Source organism: Anabaena sp. TISTR 8404, from assembly GCF_056847745.1.
Map to the genome: position 1 here is coordinate 6068933 of NZ_CP180578.1, position 20309 is coordinate 6089241.

Below are 20309 nucleotides of genomic sequence, written 5' to 3' on the forward strand. Positions count from 1 at the left end.
TGGGAATCTGGAATTATGAATTAACAACAGAAGCGATCGCTCTAATTAATTCTTCTGGAACTACAGGTTTGGCAAGATGTAATTTAAAGCCAGCAGCCAGTGCTTGGCGTTGATCATACTCAGCAGCATAGGCTGTCAAAGCAATAGCCGGAATTTGTCTGTATTGTTCTGGAAATTGAGTTTTAATTTGCTGCATCAAAGTATAACCATCAACATCTGGCATACCAATATCACTAATCAGTACATCTGGTTGGTATTCTTCTAAGAAAATTAATGCCTCGGCGGCTGATGCTGCAACTTGCACTTTTGCTCCATATATGTTGAGAATAGCAACTATTAAATCGCGCATATCGGCATCATCATCTATGGCCAAAATCTTGATTTGGTTGAGGTTGAGGTTCTGTACTGATGTTTCACTCTCTTGGCTAGATGCGAAATCATCTGCAATTAAAGGCAATCTGATAGTAAATGTTGCACCTAAATTTTCACCAGGACTCTCGACTTTGACTGTACCACCATGCAGTTCTGTGATGTGACGCGCGATCGCCAGTCCCAAACCTAAACCACCAAATTTACGTGTGGTTGTACTATCTTCTTGGCGAAAATATTCAAATACATAAGGTAGAAACTCCTGATTAATACCTTTACCTGTATCTTTGACTTGAATCTGTGCGTATTTGTCAACTTGCTCTAAACAAATTTCTACTTGTCCATTATCTGGAGTAAATTTAACGGCATTGGAAAGCAAATTCCACACGACTTGTTGCAGTCGTCCAGCATCGCCTGATACTTGCCCAACATCAGGGCTAAATAAAGTTTGAATGTGAATATTTTTAGCTTCTGCTGCCAAGCGCACTGTTTCTAAGGCAGCTTCGATGGTAGTAGTTAAGTTGACTGTTGCTACATTTAATCCTATCTTGCCGCGCAAAATTCGAGAAATATCTAATAAATCTTCAATTAGTTGAGTTTGGAGTTTGGCATTGCGCTCGATAGTTGTCAAGGCTCGCTCTGTTGCTTTAACATCTAACTTCCGGCTACGCAGCAGTTGTGTCCACCCCAATATCGGATTCAGGGGTGTGCGCAATTCATGAGATAAGACGGCGAGAAACTCATCTTTAATCCGGTTCGCGGCTTCTGCTTCTTCTCGTGCGGCCTGTTCTTGTTTTAATAGTTGTTCACGTTCTGCTTCTGCTTGCTTGCGTTCTGTAATATCTCGACAAATTGCTTGGACAGTTGGCAAACCATTTAATGTAAACAGCGTTGCACTTACTTCCACTGGAAGTTGTCGCCCATCTTTTGTAGTGTGAACTGATTCGACAACAATATGCTTTTCGGTGATTAGCCTGGCGAGATTGGCATGAGGATTAATATAAGATGACCCGATAATTTTAGTGACCGACATTTTGAGTAGTTCTTCTCTGTCATAGCCTAGCTTTTTACAGGCTTGCTCGTTGACTTCAATAAATTGCCCTGGTTGGAAATTACTAGTCAAATGATAGACTAGCACCCAGTCTTCCATGCCGTTGAACAAAGTGATGAAGCGTTCTTCCCGTTCTCGCAGTGCAGTTTCAACTTGTTTGCGATCGCTCACATTAAATAATGCACCTTTCACACCAATTAACTTTCCAGTTTGATCGCAATTCACTTGTCCTCGGTCTTCTACCCAAATAATTTCGCCGTTGTCTGGGCGGAGGAAGCGAAACTCTGAAATGTAATTACTTCCAGTGGCGATCGCTGCTTGCACTTTGGCTTGGTGCTGCGGTAAATCATCAGGGTGAACTAAGTTCCAACCATCTTCACCTGATGCAGTCAGCATTTCGGGGAATAATCCCAAAACATCACAGGCGTTTGCAGAACGCTGAATTATCCCTGTATTAGCATCCCAAGTCCAAGCGACCATGTGAGCTGCTTGTAATGCTAGGCGCAAGTTTTCCTCACTTTCACGCAATGCGGTTTCTGCTTGGATGCGATCGCGCAGTGCAGCTTGCTGTTCGCTAATATCAATCGACATCCCAGCGATTAATTTGCGTCCACTAGCATCCTGGAAGGGAAATTTGAAGGTTATAAAATGATATTCCCTCCCCTCTATTTGCACTGTTTCCTGAAACTGAATCATCTGACCATGATTCAGTACCTCTAGATCATGGCTACGAACCTGTTGAGCAGTTTCAAATGCAAACAAATCAAAATCTGTTTTGCCTAGTAAATCTATTTGCTGGCAGTTTAACAATTTTTCTACCTTGGCATTCACATAAACATATTGTCCTGTTTCATCCTTAATAAAACCTGTAATTGGACTATGCTGCATAAAGCTTTGGAACAATTCTTGGCTTTCTCGCAGTGCTGCTTCTGTACCTTTGCGCTCGATAAATTGGCCAATCTGACTACCAATTGTTGCCATCATTTGCAGCAAATCTTCATCTGGTTCTTGAATGCTGCTGCTAAAGCACTCAATTACCCCTAACATCTCATCGCCTAAGAGGATGGGAAATCCGAAAACTGTATTCAGTCCACTGTTGATTGCTGTTGTGGCTCTAGTAAAATTACTTTCTTCACTAATTTTCCGAATCCACGCAGGTTGATGATTTGACCAAATCCGGCCGGGAAGCCCAAACCCAAGTGCAAAAGTTGTTTGCTGATTTTCTGCAATGAATGCTTGCAAATTGCTGCTTGGTGCTTGCCAACTATTAACATGGCGCAAAACATTGTGGTGAGGATCTACCTGCCAAATCACCCCTAATTGCCATCCTAGACTTTCACATAAAGATTGCAAAATTGCTGGTACAGCATCAACTAACGTTGTCGCCTCAGCTAAGACGCGAGTTACAGCGTACTGTGCAGCTTTACGCTGTTCTTCTCGTTGGCGATCGCTAATACATTGTAATTGTTCGCGGATTACAGCTTGCTTTTCCGTGATATCAAATGTCAAAACATAAATCCCGTGAGGCGATGGATAGGCTCGATTTTCTAACCATCGTTGCGACTTTGGATAAAAATATTCAAAATTAACAGGAATTTGTTCTGTTACTGCTTGATTTAATTGAGTGTAGAGTATACTCTCAACCGTCTCCGGCAATAATTCCCAAAAATTTTTACCTACAATATCATCTTGATAAATGCCAAATAACTCTATCTGCCGATTATTAATGTAGATGCAACGCCATTCCCGATCCAAAAACCAAAAACCATCGGTAATACTCTCAAGGAGATTCTCACAGAATGTAACAGTAAATTCTTGCTGCAACGAAGGCAAATTTAAATCTGTTTTACCAACTTTTGCCGCAGTCGTTTCACTGATTTCTCCTTCCCGTGATTTGTTTTTTTCAGTCAAAGCCTCTCCTCATCACCTAAAAACCTTTCTTGAACAGATATTAGCTTCTTGCCAAACAGCAAGTTAAATATTTTGGCAGCAATTTGACAGCCATTATTATTTAATAACGGGTAATTTTAGTTAGTCATCTATTAAAAGCAGGATTTTTCACTTAATCAACGCTTAATTTACAGTATTGAGCTTGTAAATCAGCGTTGCGCCTGATATGTTAATTCCGCTTGATTTTTTTGGAAAAACACTATAACTATAAAAACATAATAATTTTATTAGTCGCACAAATAGCCTATTTATAGATAAATACGGCAACTAACAGAGAACAAAGCTGCAAGTCATTGCATACCTAATTTTTATATAGGACTCATATTTGATTTTTGAAAAAACAGTACACATCTAACTTTCCTCTTATCTGTTCCCTGTTCCCTATTCCCTGTTCCCTATTCCCTCCCTACACAAGTAATTTCTCCGAACCAGATCAGATTGGCAAATTGTCAACTAATGTGAGTTAAATTACTAAACAATAGTAATTGTCGTCTGGTTGAGCAGTTTGGTTATGACTCAGAATGATAGTAACGAGCAATCCAATAGCCATGAAATGTCTTCACATTCAGGAGCGAGATATTGGGGTAATGTGGAGGTGATTGAAGAAGGTGATACTTACAGAATTAGCCGCGTTGAAATTAAGCCTAGACACGGGATTAAACCACAAATCCATTACCACCGCAATGAACATTGGGTTGTAGTCTCTGGTGTTGCTAAGGTAACTTGTGGAGAGACGGAAATGTTGCTGAACCGCAATGAATCTACTTATGTGCCAGCAGCAACATTACATAAAGTAGAAAACCCCGGCTTAATTCCCTTAGTGATTTTGGAAATTCAAAACGGAGAGTATTTAGGTGAGGATGATATCGAACGTCCTTATGACCTCAACTTGATTAAGCCAGCAAACGAAAATAAGTGAAGTTTGTCAATGGTCAAGAGTCAATTGTCAATAGTTATAGCAAAGTGCTGAGGTTAAACCTAGTTGTATTAAAGCGTTGAGTAATCAGCGATATTCTAACCTATGTGACTACAGCTATAAAAAAACTTTTGACTTTTGACTTTTGACTTTTAACTTTTTTAAAACCATCCTTCTTGTTCCAAGGTTTCAATTAGCTGTAAGCCACGGGGGTCACCTACACCTAGCAGTGCAGCTTTGGCATCTTCGCGCACTCCTAAATCTTTGTCTTCAGCAAAGGCTTGAATTAAGGCATCAATGGCTGTGGCATAAACTATATTCGATGGCAATTCTTTACATAACTGACCAATTGCCCAGGCGCTATTACTCCGAACTGCGGCGATTGGGTCTTGGACTAAAGCTTCAATTAAGGCAGGAATTGCACCAATAATGGCTTCATAACCTACATCTGCCATTTGTGCTAAAGCACTAGCCGACCACAATCGCACTGCGGAAATATCTGTTCTTAAAGCATCGGCTAGGGGTGCTAAACAACGGCGATCGCGGCAATTACCCAATGCCCAAACTACGCCTTTGCGTACATAGCCATTCCAATCTTGGTTGAGTTGGGCAATTAACGGTTCTACTGCTTCTTTACTGGGATTGCGCCCGATTCCGTAGGCAGCACTGACTCGTACTAAAGGGCAGGAATCCTTTAACAGGCGAATCAGTAGAGGAGTAGCCCGTTCATCTTCAATATCACAAAAAGCACGCGCCGCCAGCATTCTCTGCTGCGGTTGCGAATTTTCCAAAAGGGCTAACATCACTTCTGGATCGGGCTTTACCACTTCTGACTCAGCAGTTAGCGGCTCCATTTTATCGAGAGGGCTTTCTAGCTCTACTTCTGGATCAAGTAGGCTTAGGTCATCGTCGTCATACATACTTCATTTAGATGCCGAGTGGGATTTAAAGATAACCCCCCGTGCCAATAATTTAGCGCCTGATAGGTATTTGCTAGATTATTGTACACTTTATGTTCGACATGATTAGATTTGTCTGGGAAATAAGGAGTCTAAAGTCTGAAGTATGAAGTGTGAAGTATGAAATTTGATATTTTAGCCTACTGCTTTCTGCCTTTTGACAATGGACTAATGACTATTGACTTTTAACTAATCACTAAATTTCCCAAGTGTTTCAGAATTTTTAAGACTGTAAACAAATTGTTGCGATACTGCGATCGCGTCGCCAAAATATCTGAAATTCCGTACTGTTTTCCCAATGTTTTGACAAATAGGTAGCTACTGCCGTTTGTAATCATGCCATAAAGCGGTTGATTGGGATTTGGATGTGCTGCCATATATGCCAATGTTTGAGGTAAGGCAATTTCTAAATCGAAGGTCGTTTTTTTCGATTCAATCAGCACTATCCAGAGTTTGTCTTGCAGAATCAGGGCATCAATGCGCCCACGCAGTATTTCGTCTTTATCTCCTAAAACTGCAATCTCAACAGGCACTTCGGCTCTGAATTTATATGGAGCTTGATAAAATCCAGCCAGTTTAAGTAATGGTGACAGCACAACCATTTTGATAGTTTCTTCGAGCAGAATGCCATCTGAAACTTGATAAAGATAATTACGCCGAACTTGGTCTAAACGCATCTGTTCTGCTTCGCTCAAAGCAGGTAACTCAACCATCCATTCGGTGAAAAACTCGCTATCTTCGCTCAGACTCAACCCTAGTTTTTCTTCAACTTGGCGAAAGGTGGCGAATTCTTCTGCGATCGCAATACTTCTAGTCATACCTATCACCAACGAGATAACCTGATTTTACTGATACAGTAGAGCGAAAAACAAATGACTATTGACCAATGACCATTGACTATTGATTATTGACTCTTAAGCGAAAGTTCTTTCAACATCCACAGAGATTGAGTTTGATAGCCTAGTTGGTTGTAAAGATTTAAAGCGGGTTGGTTGGATTCAAAGACTTGTAAGCCGATTTGCCGATCGCCTCTCGCAATTGCCCAGTTTTCTACATACTGCATCAAAGCTTTACCAATACCCCGTCGCCGATGTTCTGGGATGACGTAAAGCAAAAAAATATGCGCATGGCGATCGCCACTGACTTGATCTATCGCATTCCCCACCCAAACACAAGCAACAGGAGATAAAGAGGAATCTAAATCATTTACTCCCTTAATTTCCCCTACACCCTTACCCCCCTGCACCCCTACTTCAACATCCACCCACCATAAGGGCGTATCTTTCGATAAATATTGCTCAACTGTGCGTGCGAGGTGGGCAAAATCTTGCTGTGGAAATCGCTCCTGGTAAGTTCTTTGCATGAACTTGACTAGGAGCGATCGCTCTAATGTTGAGCCGCGACGAATCAAATACCCTGGTAGTAGTTGCTCAGACACTTTATTTGCTGAGGGTTAATAAATCACTAACAGTAGTGGGCAAAATCACCCCAGTTTCTTCAATGGGTGCGGGTGCAGCCATGTCGGAAGGTAAAAAGATGCGAGCGCTGACTGCTACTAAGGCAACGATGAATACTAAAACTACTAGTAAAGGGGCGATGTATTGACGAAATATAGCCATATTCAGTAAGTCAAAAGTTAAAAGTCAAAAGAAAGAAACTGAGTGCTGAGTAAAAAGTACAAATCCTTAGCCTCTAGCCTCTATATATTTAACCTTAACGCCGATCACGTTCCAAATCATCGATAACTCGTTCGCAATACCAACTTTCTGGCATACCTGGATAATTTTGCTTTGCTTGTTCAATTAAGCGCTCAGCTGTGGCAGTATCACCATCTAACTTAGCAATCAGTTTGTTTCTGAGTTGATTGTCAGTGATGCGATCGTTAATCTCTGTGGTGGACATATTTCCTGGCACGACTTGGGACTGATCCCGACGCAACTGCCAAAATAAAACGTAATAGAGTGTGCCAAAAATTAAAATCAGGCTAAGTGTGCCAAAAAAAGTAAACAGATTAAAAGTCAAAAATCCTAGCACTAATTGTGACAGGACATAGCCAAGTAACAAACCTGTAAGTAAAAGAATAAATGTACCAATAACAACAATTACTTGGCTTCCCATACATCCTCATCTTCTTCCTCAAGTCCTGGTCTAGATATTACCACTGGCTTTTGATTCCAGGGAGCAACAAAAGGTAAAAGTAACAATCCTGGTAAGGCGGCTACTAGGGTTAACAAAAAAAATGTTGGCCAGCCTGTGGCTTTTGCCCAATCTCCTGCTGGTGCGGAAAGAACATCTCTACTAATGGCCATTAAGCTAGAAAATAAGGCAAATTGAGTGGTTGTAAAACGGTGATTGCAGAGGTTCATTAAAAAAGCGACTGTAGCAACTGTTACTAATCCGGCGCTAAAGTTTTCGATATTTACCGCCAAGACTAATAGCGAGTAATTTTTGCCAGCCACAGCTAAAGCATAATAACCCAAGTTACTCAATAATTGCAGGATGCCAAATATCCACAAACCGCGATTAATATGAATTTTGCTTAAAATGACACCACCAGCTAATACACCAACAGTTGTAGCCAGAAAGCCAATCCCGGCTTGAATTGCACCAATATCAGTTTTGCTAAAGTCGATTTCTCGCAAAAATAAATTGGCTGTGATACCTACTAAAGAATCGCCCAGTTTATAAAGGATGATAAAAATTAAAATTACACCAGCTTGAGCCAAGCCAAAGCGATGGAAGAATTCTTTAAAAGGCAGAAAGATTGCTTCTTGTAAGTTTTGCGGAGCTTGATTTTCTTGAGCTTCACCTAGCAATTCATCAGGCAATAATAAGGATGAAACTATCCAGGCAATAATTAAGCCTGCTAATAGCCAATAAAACACAGGCAGAGCAATAAAGCCAACAAAAACTCCACCGAGTAATCCCGCTACCAGTGCAGTGATAAATAGCACGAAAATTACATCTTTCGCAGACAGAGGTGCGGTTTCTCGGTTGTTGCTTACCTGTGGTTCTCTAGGTGCTGATAAAGTTACAAATATACTCGCTGCCATTAAAGCTGCCATGAATAAGTAAACACCATTCCAAGGCAAGCGATCGGCTAATACCAAGGCTAGGGAACTAGTGACAAACAAAGCAACGCGATAACCAAGTACCCAAACAGATGCACCTGCTTCTGCTTCTAGTGGGTTTAAAATGTCGGTACGGTAAGCATCGCCAGCGATGTCTTGAGTGGCGCTTAAAAAGGTGATAATTAAACAGTTAATAGCCAAAATTTGCAATACTTGGTCACTTTGGGAAGGCTGTTGTAGTGCGAGAGTCGCGATCGCAATTGCTAACCCAACTTGAGTAAGAATTAACCAACCCCGTCTAGCACCTAACAATGGCGGTACAAACCTATCTAATAATGGTGACCACAAAAATTTTAGGGAATAAGGCAAAGCCAACAAACCAAATAAAGTAATTTTGCCGATATCAACCTTGGCATCTTGCATCCACAGTTGCAATGTTCTACTAGTTAAGAACAAAGGCAATCCTGATGCAAAACCCAGCAATAACAACGCGCCCATTTTTCGACTTTGTACGGCTTGGCGCAGTGCTTGGATTTCTTTCATCGTTTCGATATTCCTTACTCACCTGAGAGAATTGCAGCTATCTTGCCATACTTAAATATGTGGCTTCATAACTTGACAAAAATTAACTTTATTCTTCCCAATCCTCAAGCTTGAGTCCATTAATTCGACTAAATTCTCGTGTATTGTGCGTAACTAATATAAAATTTTTTGCCATTGCAGTAGCAGCAATCTGCAAATCATACAGCACTTTCGAGGTAAATGAGGTACACATAGTATTGGTGCATCAAGACTTAAAATGAAAGCATACTCAATCGATTTACGAGAAAAATAGTAAATACTTACGAAAAGGGTGGTACTTCAATAAGAAAGGTTGCTGTGCAATTTGGTGTAGCAAAAAGCTATGTGCAAAAGCTAATCCAACTTCATAGAGTGCAAGGACATCTAGAACCCAAAAAGCAAGGTGGAGCCATGAAGGGTAGGCTAGATGATTTCGCGAGCGAATTAGCCGAAATGGTTCAAATTTACCCAGATGCAACTTTATTGGAATATTGCGAATATTTTGGAGAAAAATACAACGTTTGGGTGTGTGCAAGTGTGATGTGTTGTGCATTACAAAAACAAAAATTAACTCGAAAAAAAAGACTTTGCGTAGCAGCCAAGGAAAAACAGAAAGAGTCCAAAAACTGAGAATAGAGTATTGGGAGAAAGTAAAGCAAGTAGACCCAGAAAACCTTGTATTTATAGATGAAATGGGTGTTTTACTTGGCTTAACTAGGACTCATCAAAGAAGCGAGCGCGGCACTAGAGCGTATAATTTTAAACCATATTACCGGGGAGCAAAAATAAGTGTAATCGGAGGAATTAGCTTAAAGAAAGTTTTAGCGGTGATGACTTTAAACGGCTCAATGGATGGAGATGCATATAAAGTTTTTGTAGAACATTTTTTACTTCCGCAATTATGGGTTGGTGCAGTCGTTGTAATGGATAATCTACCTGCTCATAAAGTCGAAGAGATTCAGCTTTTGATTGAAGGAGTGGGAGCAAGTGTTCTTTATCTATCTCCTTATTCTCCTGAATTCAATCCAATTGAACATTGGTGGTCACAATTAAAAGCTTTTCTGAAACAATTTTCTCCCAAGAGTGCATCTGTCGTTGATGGTTTAATTAAAATTGCGCTGAAACTAGTTGATCCAAAGCATCTAAAAAATTGGTTTACTAATTGCTGCTACTGTACCTCATGAACCTCAAATCTGCTGTAAGGGCCTATTGGTGTACCGCTCGCAGCTAAATCAGCACGAATTTTACCTGCTATTTTCGCCGTTTCTGAATCTAAGGAAATAATATTAGACTGACTAAAAAACCGTTGTAATATTCCTAAATTTCTCTCAGTTTGTAAACTACGATAAGCACCATAATAAAGTTCTAATTGAGTGACAGTGGAAATAAAAATATCCTCTGGCTGTTGATTGGCAAGACGAGTGATTACCACAGCGCTACTACTATTGATTAAGCGAATACAGACATTTGTATCGAGTGGATAAGTCAAAATATCTGCTCCCTAGTTTCATATTCTCCTTGTTCTGGACGTTCAAGGGCTTCTCCTACCCAACCACCAATTACTTCTTCAAAGAAACCAGGCATCCAGCCCCGTTTTTGTGGCGCAACTGCTTGAATAGTTACTGTTACTTCAATTTCGGTATTTGCCATTTCTAAGGGAATATCAAGATGTAAAATCCCATCTGCACCTACACGAGAACGTATATTAATACTTTGCATAACTATTTGTCATCTAAATTTTGTCTAACTTTCTTTGATCGGATAAACTTGATGTCCTCTAATTTCCACTCCATGAGCAGCAAGGCATTTTTCCCAGCCTTCACGAGTGCCAATATCGCTTTTTTGCTTGAGTAAACCTAATTCCTGTTCTTGTTGGGTAAGTTTAGCAAATTCTTCGTATTGGGGATAATTAGGTGTAACAAAGGTTTCCTTACGATGCAAAATCGGCGGATTTGCTCTATTTGCATAGTCTCGGTGGGTGACATACAAAGTTTTTAAGTCAATTGTGATACTTGCTTTAAGGGCTGGATGGGGGTCTGTGTCGAAGTCTGGATAAAATAAATAGGATATTTGCGGTTGATCAACGTAATATTTGATGAGTGTGGCTCCATCGACACGCCCAATGGTGCGGCTGGCGCAACCTTCGTAAATGCGGAGTAAGGGATCGAGGGCGGCGAGGGCGGACACATGGACATACAAAGCACCGCGTGTATGTTTGCCTATTTTGCTTTTTTCACAAGCAGTTTGGATCACTTTTGGTCTACCCAAACTAAAGAGTTTTTGGTCTGCGACTTCGCAAGCTTCCTCATAACTTCCGAAAAAAGCTTTGATGTCGTGGCGCATTTCTGGCGCTAGTTGGGAAAATCTGGGACGTTTATCAAAGTGGGTAAGGGCAAGATAAACTTGGATATCTAAAGAACGACGATAGGCGATCGCATCCCATTCTGCTTCATCGGTTGCTTGTAAAATAACACCAAAGGCGCGGCGGAAGTTACCAAATTCGCTCAGTAGTTCTTGAGCGTTTTCTAATTCACCTTTGACAGGCAATCTACCGCGTTTGGTAAAAAATGCCATCAGAGGTGCAAGTTGTTCTTGATAGTCTTCAAACCGCTTGCTAGGAATGCGAACTCGCGGTGTAGAGGTGCGAGAAAAGAAGCGGATAGCTTTGAAGCTTTCTTTTTCGGCTTCGTCACGAAACACAAAATAAACGCCAAGCGCTACGGGGACAGCATCAACGTTGAGGACTTCATCAATATATTTTTTGAGTTCTTCTTGCTCGTAATATTTTTGAAAAGTATTGCGGCTAGTGACGATGCCGTCATTGTAAGCAAGTTGCGCTTTACTAGGAGCGTTAATTAATACTTGAGCAGCAACAATTAAAACTTTGCGGGTGAGTTCCCAAGCTTTAAAGAGACTTTGGGTGCGTTCTTCTATATCTTCGATGACATTAACAACGTAACCCAAGTTAACAACATCAGCAGCAGTAATTGGCTGATTAGGGTAGTAGTAAGGATCCCAACCTGCACTGGTATAGCCGAGGTTTCCGACTCGCTGCACATCACCACCATAACCGCAGCCGTAGTCAAAAAAGGTGGTGTCCTGATTAAGGATTGACCATTCTATGGCTAATCTTACAGGGCGAGAGATTTCGGTGCGAGCGATCGCAGCTCGATGGCGATCAATTTCTAAGTAGCTCTCCGGCATAAAGATATCAAGAAGAACTACATTAATCCTTATATCTTCTCTACTGCGATCGCAATTAAATCTTCAATTTTCTTGATATTTGGGTCGCCTGCTAAATAACCAATACCGCGATGCAAATGTAGGCGAAATTGAGTTGCTAAGGTTTCTTTGTCAGTTCCTAAACCATCATTATGACAGCGTTGCTTCAGGGCAAGGAGAAGAATATCAGAGATTTCGCCACCAAAGACGCGCCATGCCATTTCGACGTTGCTATCTAGGACAAGGGGTACAGGGGAAGGTGGCGTAGGTTCGGCGAGAGAACGACAAAACGCCCAACGACATAAAATATTCCATTGGTCAATTTTGGTATTGCGTTTGAGTTTTTGCAGTTGGTCTTTGGCAGTTTGGGACAGTTTAATTCTTTCGATTGGGGATTCCATATCTTTTACCAAAAATATTTATTTTCCATCACTGTGGTTTGGCGGGTAGATGAATCGTATTTGAGGAGATATTCGCGGGCGATCGCTTCATTTTTCCGCAGTGTTTCGACTTCTTTTTTACCAATTTCTGTATCAGTAGAAAGCAGAATTACCTGATGGCTGGCGGCGGGGAAGTATTTTTCTACTAAGTTTTGGCGGTGGGAAGAGTCGAGTCTGCCAAGGGGTGTGTCAATGGCTACTGGTAAGCGCAGACCGGAGACTTTGGCTAATCCCCAGAGGAAGGCGATCGCCAGTAGTTGTTTTTCCCCAGCCGAAAGGCGATGTTTCGGGACTGGTTTACCATCAAAATCAAACAGCGATAAAGCAAAGGTTTTCGTATCAATAGCAGTGCGAAATACTAAGTCTGATTTGTGCAGTAAATAGAGAAAGCAATTCTTCACTTCTTCCTCTAATTTATTTAGCTTCCTCAGCGTTAATTTTTCTCGAAATACTTTCAGTGTTCCTTGAACTTTAGAGGCAGAAGCAATGATATGTTCTCTATTTTTATGTTTTATACTTTTGTCAGTATAATCGTTTAATTCTTTTTTGGTTATTTCAATCGCATCCGTTAATCCTGCTAATTTCTGCCGTGTTGTTTCATACTTTGCTTTAGCTTGGACAACTTCTTTTTGTGAATCTTCCACCGCATCGCGTAGCTTTTTATAAGCTTCTGGTTCTGCGGCTGTTTGTACCTGTCTTTCTAAAGTAATAATTTCTTCTTCTAGGTTCCGCAGATTAACCAAATGCTGTTTTGCTATATTAAGCGCATTTTGTAAATGATATCTCACATTATCTAATTGGCTCAAGCTTTCCTCGTCAGCTAATAACCAAGGTAATTCAGCCTTGAGTGAATTTGCGTATAAACTATCTACATCCTCAGCTAAAAAAGATTGAATTTTATCAACTTGCTCAGCAGCAATAGTTAACTGATTTAGCCATTCAATTAAACGCTTATCTCGCTCAACTAAAACATCTCTAGCAATTTGTACCTGCTGATTACGAAATTCACTTGCTCCCTGTGTTTGTATCTGACTCAATAAATTAGGAATTAATGCTAAGGGCAGAATTTCAGCAGCCAATTCACATAACGACTGACGAATTGTTTCTAATGCAGCAGTTTTGTCCTTTTGTTTCTCTTCTAACTGACTGCGTTCGGCAGCAATTTTTCCACCTTCAGATACAAATTTATTTAAAGCTTCTCGCTGTATATTTTCTAAATATTCAACTTGATTTTTTAAATTAGCCAATTCTTGTTCTGTTAATTGATAATCTTCTTGCTGTTGTAATAACCTTTTTTCCATATCTTCGAGATTGGCTAAATCTTTAGTATCAGCCATTTCTTTACGCTTACGGTTGATTAAAACATCCAAATCAACTGCTAATTTATCAGCCAATTCTAGCCCTAACAGTCCGCGAATAGCTTCCACAACAATTGGTGGTGGTGTTTCCTGTTCTGCTAGTTCTTTTACTTGTTCGCCATCAAATAAAAATAAATTAGAAATTCCTAAAGGTAGTAGATTTTCTATATAATCATCCCAGATATTTACCAAAGACTCTGGCCATGTATCACTATCCCCTAAAATTCCTAGTGTATCTTTACCATCTTTAGGATTTTTCTCCCAATAGCGTACAATACGATATTTGACTGGTTTATCGTCTTCGATATGTTCAAAAAGTAACTCAATCCGTGTCTTTTCAGCAGAGTTATCTTTACTATTAACGCATTGAGTCAAAAAATCACTATAACTTAAATTACCCCTTGTCGAACATTGAGCGCGTTGTCCATATAATGCCAGACGAATAGCATCCATAAGAGTAGTTTTTCCCCCGCCATTCATACCACCTAATAAAAGAATTGGGCGAGGATTTTCCTCAGTTCTTGGGTCAAGATTGATTACTTGTCTGCCAGAGTAAGGGCCAAAATTTTGTAATACGAGTTCTAGAAATATCATTGGTCGTGATAGATAATATTAGGGGAGCGAATGGAATTCGCGGCTACACAGGCGAAGTCCGCCTACGCGGACTAAGATAAGATAAAATTTATGTTTCTTAACCCACGCAGGCGGGTTTTGTTTGTATGGACACGATTTCTAATTGCCCTTTATATCGGCAGGTAAGGTTAATTCCCATGTGGAAATAGTAGATTTTTGTTGATGATGAATCGCCTGATTTCTGATATAGTGAGCGACATTATCAATCGCATCATGACTAACTGTAAAAGCCGCATAACTACCTTGCCATTTGAAAAAATTACTTGGTTTAACTTCATGGTTTATAAAGTGGGAAGAACTACCTTTAATCTGCTTAATTAGATCAGACACGCTGATAGTCACCGGGAAACCTGTTAATAGATGAATATGGTCTTCAATGCCACCTACAGCAATTACAGTACATTTTAATTGTTCGCATTCTTTGAGAATTGCTGCATAAACTAACCTTTGAATTTCAGGTGTGATCAGAGGTAATCTGTCCCACGTTGCCCAAACGTAATGTAAATATAACTGCGTAAAATTTGCTCTCATTTTACTCTCATTTTTTTTGAAACCCGCGCAGGCGGGTTTTGTCTGTGTAGCCGTGAATTCTATTCGCCCCGTATTTTTTAACTTTTATTCATTGGAATTTACCTGTTTATTGGTAAGTTATGATGTTACCTATTGGCAACAAAACTATCTTACACCTTTAGTTACCAATGGGTAACATTTACTCTGTTATAAGCCTTTGACACAATCAAAGGCATGGGAAAAGCAGGTAAAGCACTTAAACAGGTGTTAGAAACATACAGCATCAGTCAAAACAAGTTAGCAGTAACAATGGGAACAGGACGGCCAAACGTTCACCGTTGGGTGAATGAAATTAGAGATCCTGTTGCTGATACGCTGCTAGAAATTCGTGATGCACTCAGAAAAATTAATCCAGCCGCAGCAGAAGAGTTTATTAGGCTGTACTTGGGAGATTCTAACGATGACCAGCAAGTTTAAGTTTTTGTCTGTTTCTTTTTAAATTTCATATTTCCCCAAGTCTTCACATTGTCAGCAGTGTCAATTTGTCTATCCGCTGTACTTGCTTGTTCATTTGGTGCGGTAAAATCGGCTAAAGTTAGCTGCTTAACTTTTTCTCTAACTGTTGCAATATCTCCTTGAGTAACAGCCTCTCTTAAATCACGTTTTAAATGAGCATTCCTAATTGCTTCTTCAGGCGAACGCGAACTAGTATTAAAACATTTTTCTAAAGTTTCGTATATTCCTACGCGCTTAGTTTTCTTCCGAAATTGCCATTCTGTGCTTAAAAGTTTTGATACTAGTTCTAAGTGCATATTGTCATCAACACAGATTTCTTCTAACACAGCCCATTCATCGCTACCTAGTAGTTTCTGATCAGCACCAGGGCGCGGATCTTTGAACTTTTCACCAGTGACTTCTTGATAAATGCGCGGTAAGCTGTCATCAAACTCATGTCTTTCTTCTAGCCAAATACGGCGAATTTCGCTGAGTTCTTCTATAGAAATCAAAGTAATGTCGCGCATATTTTCTGGTGCTGTTTGGCGGATTTGTTTTTCGACAGTTAGTAATTTTCTCAGCCAGTCTTCCCGCGCTTCTTTTACATAAGGGCCTGGAATTGGTTCAATAGATATTTCACCTTCTAGATTGCGTTCATAAAGTTGAACATCTCCATTTCTGCGGCGGAAATCGCGGCGATCGCGTGTTTCTTCTGCATCTAATTCTTTCCTAAAATCAAGTAGAGGTTGCATCCACTCTTTTTCTTCATCATTTTGAATCATCGCCGCCAGAGATTTATCCTGACTGACTAAGGTACAAACCCAACAACCAAAACGAGAGCTACCACAACTAGGAGTAGAAGTATCCACTACTAAAGGACATTCATTATCAGCAGAAGCACCCCGATACATAGCGAATAAATCTTTATTGCTGTATCCCCAAGGATTTTCCCATTGCATGAGATAAATCCAAACTTCATCATTTTGCCAATCTTCAATAGGGCTATAAATTAGTGAGTTTGGCAAATTCATGTTAGGACTGAGGCGATCGCGTACCCGCATAGCTTCTAATTTTTTCATTCTACTAGCACGTCTTGTGCTTTCTGCTTTACGAGTACCTAAAATAACAATGGCTTCTCCATTAGTGCGGATAACATCACGAATAAAGCGATTTGAGGGATTGATTTTCAGACGTTCTGTACACCAGCGAAATTTCCCTCTGGGCGCGGGATAACCTTTACCAATCAGACCAACCCAAAATGTTTCTTTAAAATCTGGCTGTAATAGATGAGCTTCAAATGGTAATCCTTGCTCCTGAGCTTCAGATTCCATCTGCTTTAGAGAATTACGTACCCAAGCAGCAACGATAGGATTTTCTACCAGAGTGTCTGTAGTGATAACGTAGATTGTTTTGGTTAATTTTTCTGGTGGGAGTCCAGATATTGCATTCCAAACCAGCTGTAAAGTAGCAGTGCTATCTTTTCCACCTGAATAACCTACAACCCAAGGTATTGCATCCAAACAATACAATTCTTGAATTTCAGTGGTGAGAGCTTGGATATCTTCTACTAATTCTGATACAGTACGTGTCTGCTGACCTTTATTTTCTGGCTGTTGTGCGGTACTCATTTCTCCCTTCCTCTGAACACAAGAATGTCACCTCATCCGTAACATCTAAGCAAACAGGCAAGATTAGCCCACACGGAATCATATCCGAGTAGGCTAAATTTGTTTTGCTAAACTTCTATAGTTTAGGGTGCAAAACTTGATGAGCTTGCTGGTAACAATAAATATTGGATTTGCTCTATATATATTTACTGCAATTTTTAAAAATTTTACAATTATAGTCTAACTTTTTTACAAAGTTTTTAAAAACAAATATGCAAGATAGTACATCTGCTCTCAATTCTGACATAGCTAAAGAGTACCTAGAACGAGAAAACAAGGATAAACAGGTACTAACCTTACTTTTAGAGAAATTTTTAGAAAAAAAAGACCAAATCCTCGTTCAAAAAACTGAAATGGGGGGTACAGAGGCTTATGTAGGGTCTGTAACTCTAGAATGGTTTGCGGGTCGAGTTCACTTCGCGTCTGGCTTACCTCTGCTGCAAAAAAAGTACAATCCAGAGACAGATAATATTGAAATTGATGCGGATAGTATTGACGAAATTCAACAGCGTCCCCTAGACTGGTCACGCCAAGCACCGCTAGTTCAGTATTTAGCAGCAAGAAAAAATCATAAGTTTCCGCCAGTCTTGGTAGTAATTAATCAGCCTTGGGTGGATGACACCAAAGCGGCTGAGTGGGACGCAGAAGGATATGCTAAAAAGTCTACAACTGATTTTACTCCTCTAGACAAAGATGGTAAGGTCGGTTTACTCAATGTTTCTGAAGAAAATGTGACCATTTATGCACTAGATGGTCAACATCGACTCATGGGAGTTCAAGGTTTAATGGAGTTAATTAAAACTGGCAAACTCCAGCGATATAAAAAGGATAAAACAGCTGATGATAGTTTTATCACAGTGTCAGATTTAATAGAGCAATATCAAGTAGACTCTGCTTACTTACAAAGCTTACCTAAAGAAAAAATTGGTATTGAATTTATATGCGCTGTGAATGCTGGGGAGACTCGCACCGAAGCAAGGCGACGGGTGAGATCAGTTTTTGTTCATATCAACTTAATGGCTGCACCGTTAACCAAAGGTCAGTTAGCACAATTAAATGAAGATGATGGTTTTGCAATTGTGGCGCGAAAAGTTGCGGTTACTCACCCACTTTTAGAACAAAAACAAAAACGCAATCCTCGTGTTAATTGGAATAGTTCGACAGTAGCAGCAAATTCTACAGTTTTGACAACTTTGCAAGCATTGCAAGATATGTCAGAAAGATATTTGGGTTATAAGTTTCCCCATTGGAAACCTTTTGAGAAAGGTTTAATTCCTATGCGTCCAGAAAATGAAGAAATTGAACAGGGAATTACAGAGTTCACCAAACTTTTTGATAACTTGGCAAGTTTACCTAGTTATAAAATTTTAGAACATGAAGATACGCCTGTTTTAAGAAGATTTAGTTTTGAAAAAGGTGGCGGTGAAGCCAATATACTCTTCCGTCCTGTAGCGCAAGTTGCTATAGCCCAAGCTTTGGGATTTTTGGTGTTTAAAAAAGGGTTGTCTCTAACCAGTATTTTCAAGAAATTGAAAAAGTTTGACCAACAAGGTGGTTTTACTGGAATGGAATATCCTCAATCTCTTTGGTATGGGGTTTTATATGACCCCAATAAAAAGCGAGTGCAAGTTTCTGGAAAAGATTTAGCTGCTAAGTTATTAATTTACATCTTGGGCGGACTTCAAGATCCAATGGAAGTAGCTGATCTTCGTAAGGCTTTGGCTAATGCAAGAACTGTAGAGAATAAAACTATTGCGTTTAATGGTGATTTTGTTGAACCAAAAGAAGTTGGACTTCCACCTATCCTTACTTAATCAAACAAAGGATTTTTAAGTAAATTTACTTATTTAAAATAATACATCCTATCGTAGTATGTATGTTAGTATTTGCTAACTTACATAGGTATTTATATGCTTCAAAGCAACGAAGATATTAATAATAGTGTTTCACCAGATATCAAAGCTCAATTTAGTAGCCTAGTTGCGTCACTTTTCTCAGACAATTATCTAGAGTCATGCTATCCAGGGTTAATTTTTCACCAAGGAAAGCGGAAAATGCTACAAATAAACGTACCTGCTAAGGATTTACCCACTCTTCTCCAAGCTAAACCCTCAAGTAAAAATGATCCTGATTCAGGTAAGAATCGACCAGAAGTAAAAGGTCATGCTAAAGAAATAAAAGACTATGTTGTTGAACGTGCTAAAGCCAATAAGCCCTGGGTATTAGGCACAATTACAGCCAATGTTGACGAACAACATATAAAAATACACGAATTAGGAAGAGGTATTTGTATAGTAGTTATTCCTAACGGAATTAAATTAGATATCACAGATGGACAGCACCGTAAGAGCGCAATTCAAGAATTGATTCTAAGCAATGAAAGCTACTTAGTTGGGCGTGATCAGTTTGCCATTACGCTAATTTTGGAAGGAGATCAGCGCCAGTGTCAAACAGACTTCCGAGATATGGCTCAAACAAAACAATTAGATAATTCATTATTATTATCCTTTGGTGAATTTGAAGGTAGAGTTGGTATTACTAAAAATTTAATAGAACGAGTTAGGATGTTTCATGAAAAAACAAATAAAATTGGTAGAAATGCACCCACCAAACAAAAATTAATTTATACAACTAATTTTTTGGCTAGGTTTGTTAGTTGTACTTTTGCTGAAGACCCAAATCATGAGCTTTTAGAACTTGATGTTGAGCAATCATCACAAGCTTTATCCGGGTGCTTGAATAATTTTTTTGCAGAATGTACAGACACAAGGAATATTGCCGAAACTAAGTTTGATAAACTGACTGTTAGCCAGATAGCAGCATTTAAAGAATATTCTTTATTAGGAGTTAGTGTTGGACTCGAAGTTTTGGGCAGATTACTATACTGTATGTATGATAAAGAAAATAACTGTTTTGACGCACAAAAAGTATCACAACTAGCACAGTTAGATTGGTCAAGAAAAAGCAATCTTTGGGAAAATAATGTAGTCAGAAAATCATCTGATAATACAGTCTACGAAGTAGTAAATAAACCAACTCCCATAGTAGATGCAGTCAAGACAGTAAAATTAAGGCTCGGATGGAGTAATTATTACTAATTCAATTGA

20 protein-coding genes and 1 pseudogene are annotated in these 20309 nt (G+C 39.6%); 6 read left to right on the forward strand and 15 right to left on the reverse strand.

Features of this window, described 5'->3' with window-relative positions:
• Positions 1–13: 13 nt before the first annotated feature.
• Positions 14–3331: a PAS domain S-box protein gene (locus ACMX3D_RS26285; RefSeq protein WP_482748723.1), complete on the reverse strand. Its 3318-nt coding sequence runs from the start codon at positions 3329–3331 to the stop codon at positions 14–16.
• A gap of 550 nt (positions 3332–3881) precedes the next feature.
• Here ACMX3D_RS26285 and ACMX3D_RS26290 point away from each other — a divergent pair.
• The gene (locus ACMX3D_RS26290) at positions 3882–4289 is read left to right on the forward strand and encodes a phosphomannose isomerase type II C-terminal cupin domain (RefSeq protein ID WP_482748724.1); all 408 of its coding nucleotides are present in this window, start codon (positions 3882–3884) and stop codon (positions 4287–4289) included.
• A gap of 158 nt (positions 4290–4447) precedes the next feature.
• Here the strand turns inward: ACMX3D_RS26290 and ACMX3D_RS26295 are convergent, their stop codons facing one another.
• The 7 genes and pseudogenes from ACMX3D_RS26295 to ACMX3D_RS26325 all read right to left on the reverse strand — a co-directional run.
• Positions 4448–5206, reverse strand: coding sequence for a HEAT repeat domain-containing protein (locus tag ACMX3D_RS26295; RefSeq protein ID WP_482748725.1), 759 nt, complete (start codon positions 5204–5206; stop codon positions 4448–4450).
• Positions 5207–5430: 224 nt separating this feature from the next.
• Entirely contained in the window at positions 5431–6063 is a 633-nt protein-coding gene (locus tag ACMX3D_RS26300; protein WP_482748726.1) for a type I restriction endonuclease, read from the reverse strand.
• An 86-nt stretch (positions 6064–6149) separates the two neighbouring features.
• Positions 6150–6683 carry a GNAT family N-acetyltransferase gene (locus ACMX3D_RS26305; RefSeq protein ID WP_482748727.1) on the reverse strand — a complete coding sequence of 178 codons (534 nt, stop codon included), beginning with the start codon at positions 6681–6683 and terminating at the stop codon, positions 6150–6152.
• Between the two features lies 1 nt (position 6684).
• Complete coding sequence (locus ACMX3D_RS26310; RefSeq protein ID WP_482748728.1) at positions 6685–6864, reverse strand: hypothetical protein; 180 nt, start codon at positions 6862–6864, stop codon at positions 6685–6687.
• A gap of 94 nt (positions 6865–6958) precedes the next feature.
• Positions 6959–7363, reverse strand: a complete 405-nt coding sequence (locus tag ACMX3D_RS26315; RefSeq protein WP_482748729.1) for an ABC transporter permease — start codon at positions 7361–7363, stop codon at positions 6959–6961.
• Positions 7348–8859, reverse strand: coding sequence for an AmpG family muropeptide MFS transporter (locus tag ACMX3D_RS26320; protein ID WP_482748730.1), 1512 nt, complete (start codon positions 8857–8859; stop codon positions 7348–7350). The genes ACMX3D_RS26315 and ACMX3D_RS26320 overlap by 16 nt, the downstream gene beginning before the upstream one ends.
• An 88-nt stretch (positions 8860–8947) precedes the next feature.
• Positions 8948–9058 (reverse strand): annotated as a pseudogene (locus ACMX3D_RS26325) (type II toxin-antitoxin system VapC family toxin); the annotation flags it as partial.
• Positions 9059–9195: 137 nt separating this feature from the next.
• Between ACMX3D_RS26325 and ACMX3D_RS26330 the strand changes: the two are divergent.
• A complete protein-coding gene (locus tag ACMX3D_RS26330; protein WP_482748731.1) occupies positions 9196–9507 on the forward strand; it encodes an IS630 transposase-related protein in 312 nt (103 codons plus the stop codon).
• Positions 9465–10061: a transposase gene (locus ACMX3D_RS26335; protein WP_482747408.1), complete on the forward strand. Its 597-nt coding sequence runs from the start codon at positions 9465–9467 to the stop codon at positions 10059–10061. The genes ACMX3D_RS26330 and ACMX3D_RS26335 overlap by 43 nt, the downstream gene beginning before the upstream one ends.
• Here the strand turns inward: ACMX3D_RS26335 and ACMX3D_RS26340 are convergent.
• From ACMX3D_RS26340 to tnpA, 6 genes are all read right to left on the reverse strand, one after another.
• Positions 10046–10366, reverse strand: coding sequence for a type II toxin-antitoxin system VapC family toxin (locus ACMX3D_RS26340; RefSeq protein WP_482748732.1), 321 nt, complete (start codon positions 10364–10366; stop codon positions 10046–10048). The genes ACMX3D_RS26335 and ACMX3D_RS26340 overlap by 16 nt on opposite strands.
• Entirely contained in the window at positions 10363–10596 is a 234-nt protein-coding gene (locus ACMX3D_RS26345; RefSeq protein ID WP_482748733.1) for a hypothetical protein, read from the reverse strand. The genes ACMX3D_RS26340 and ACMX3D_RS26345 overlap by 4 nt, the downstream gene beginning before the upstream one ends.
• A gap of 24 nt (positions 10597–10620) precedes the next feature.
• Positions 10621–12081 (reverse strand): DNA phosphorothioation-associated putative methyltransferase, encoded by a 1461-nt coding sequence (locus ACMX3D_RS26350; RefSeq protein WP_482748734.1) that lies wholly within the window; start codon positions 12079–12081, stop codon positions 10621–10623.
• Positions 12082–12110: 29 nt separating this feature from the next.
• On the reverse strand, positions 12111–12500 hold the full coding sequence (gene dndE / locus ACMX3D_RS26355; RefSeq protein WP_482748735.1) for a DNA sulfur modification protein DndE: 390 nt from the start codon (positions 12498–12500) through the stop codon (positions 12111–12113).
• A gap of 5 nt (positions 12501–12505) precedes the next feature.
• On the reverse strand, positions 12506–14491 hold the full coding sequence (gene dndD / locus ACMX3D_RS26360; RefSeq protein ID WP_482748736.1) for a DNA sulfur modification protein DndD: 1986 nt from the start codon (positions 14489–14491) through the stop codon (positions 12506–12508).
• Between the two features lie 138 nt (positions 14492–14629).
• Positions 14630–15061: an IS200/IS605 family transposase gene (gene tnpA, locus ACMX3D_RS26365; protein ID WP_482748737.1), complete on the reverse strand. Its 432-nt coding sequence runs from the start codon at positions 15059–15061 to the stop codon at positions 14630–14632.
• A gap of 213 nt (positions 15062–15274) precedes the next feature.
• Here tnpA and ACMX3D_RS26370 point away from each other — a divergent pair, with 213 nt between their 5' ends.
• Positions 15275–15517, forward strand: coding sequence for a helix-turn-helix domain-containing protein (locus ACMX3D_RS26370; RefSeq protein ID WP_482748738.1), 243 nt, complete (start codon positions 15275–15277; stop codon positions 15515–15517).
• Here the strand turns inward: ACMX3D_RS26370 and dndC are convergent.
• The gene (gene dndC, locus ACMX3D_RS26375) at positions 15514–17163 is read right to left on the reverse strand and encodes a DNA phosphorothioation system sulfurtransferase DndC (RefSeq protein ID WP_482748739.1); all 1650 of its coding nucleotides are present in this window, start codon (positions 17161–17163) and stop codon (positions 15514–15516) included. The two genes, ACMX3D_RS26370 and dndC, sit on opposite strands and share 4 nt — an antisense overlap.
• Before the next feature lie 251 nt (positions 17164–17414).
• Here dndC and ACMX3D_RS26380 point away from each other — a divergent pair, with 251 nt between their 5' ends.
• Positions 17415–19016, forward strand: coding sequence for a DGQHR domain-containing protein (locus tag ACMX3D_RS26380; RefSeq protein WP_482748740.1), 1602 nt, complete (start codon positions 17415–17417; stop codon positions 19014–19016).
• 96 nt (positions 19017–19112) lie between these two features.
• A complete protein-coding gene (locus ACMX3D_RS26385; RefSeq protein ID WP_482748741.1) occupies positions 19113–20300 on the forward strand; it encodes a DNA sulfur modification protein DndB in 1188 nt (395 codons plus the stop codon).
• Positions 20301–20309: the final 9 nt, after the last annotated feature.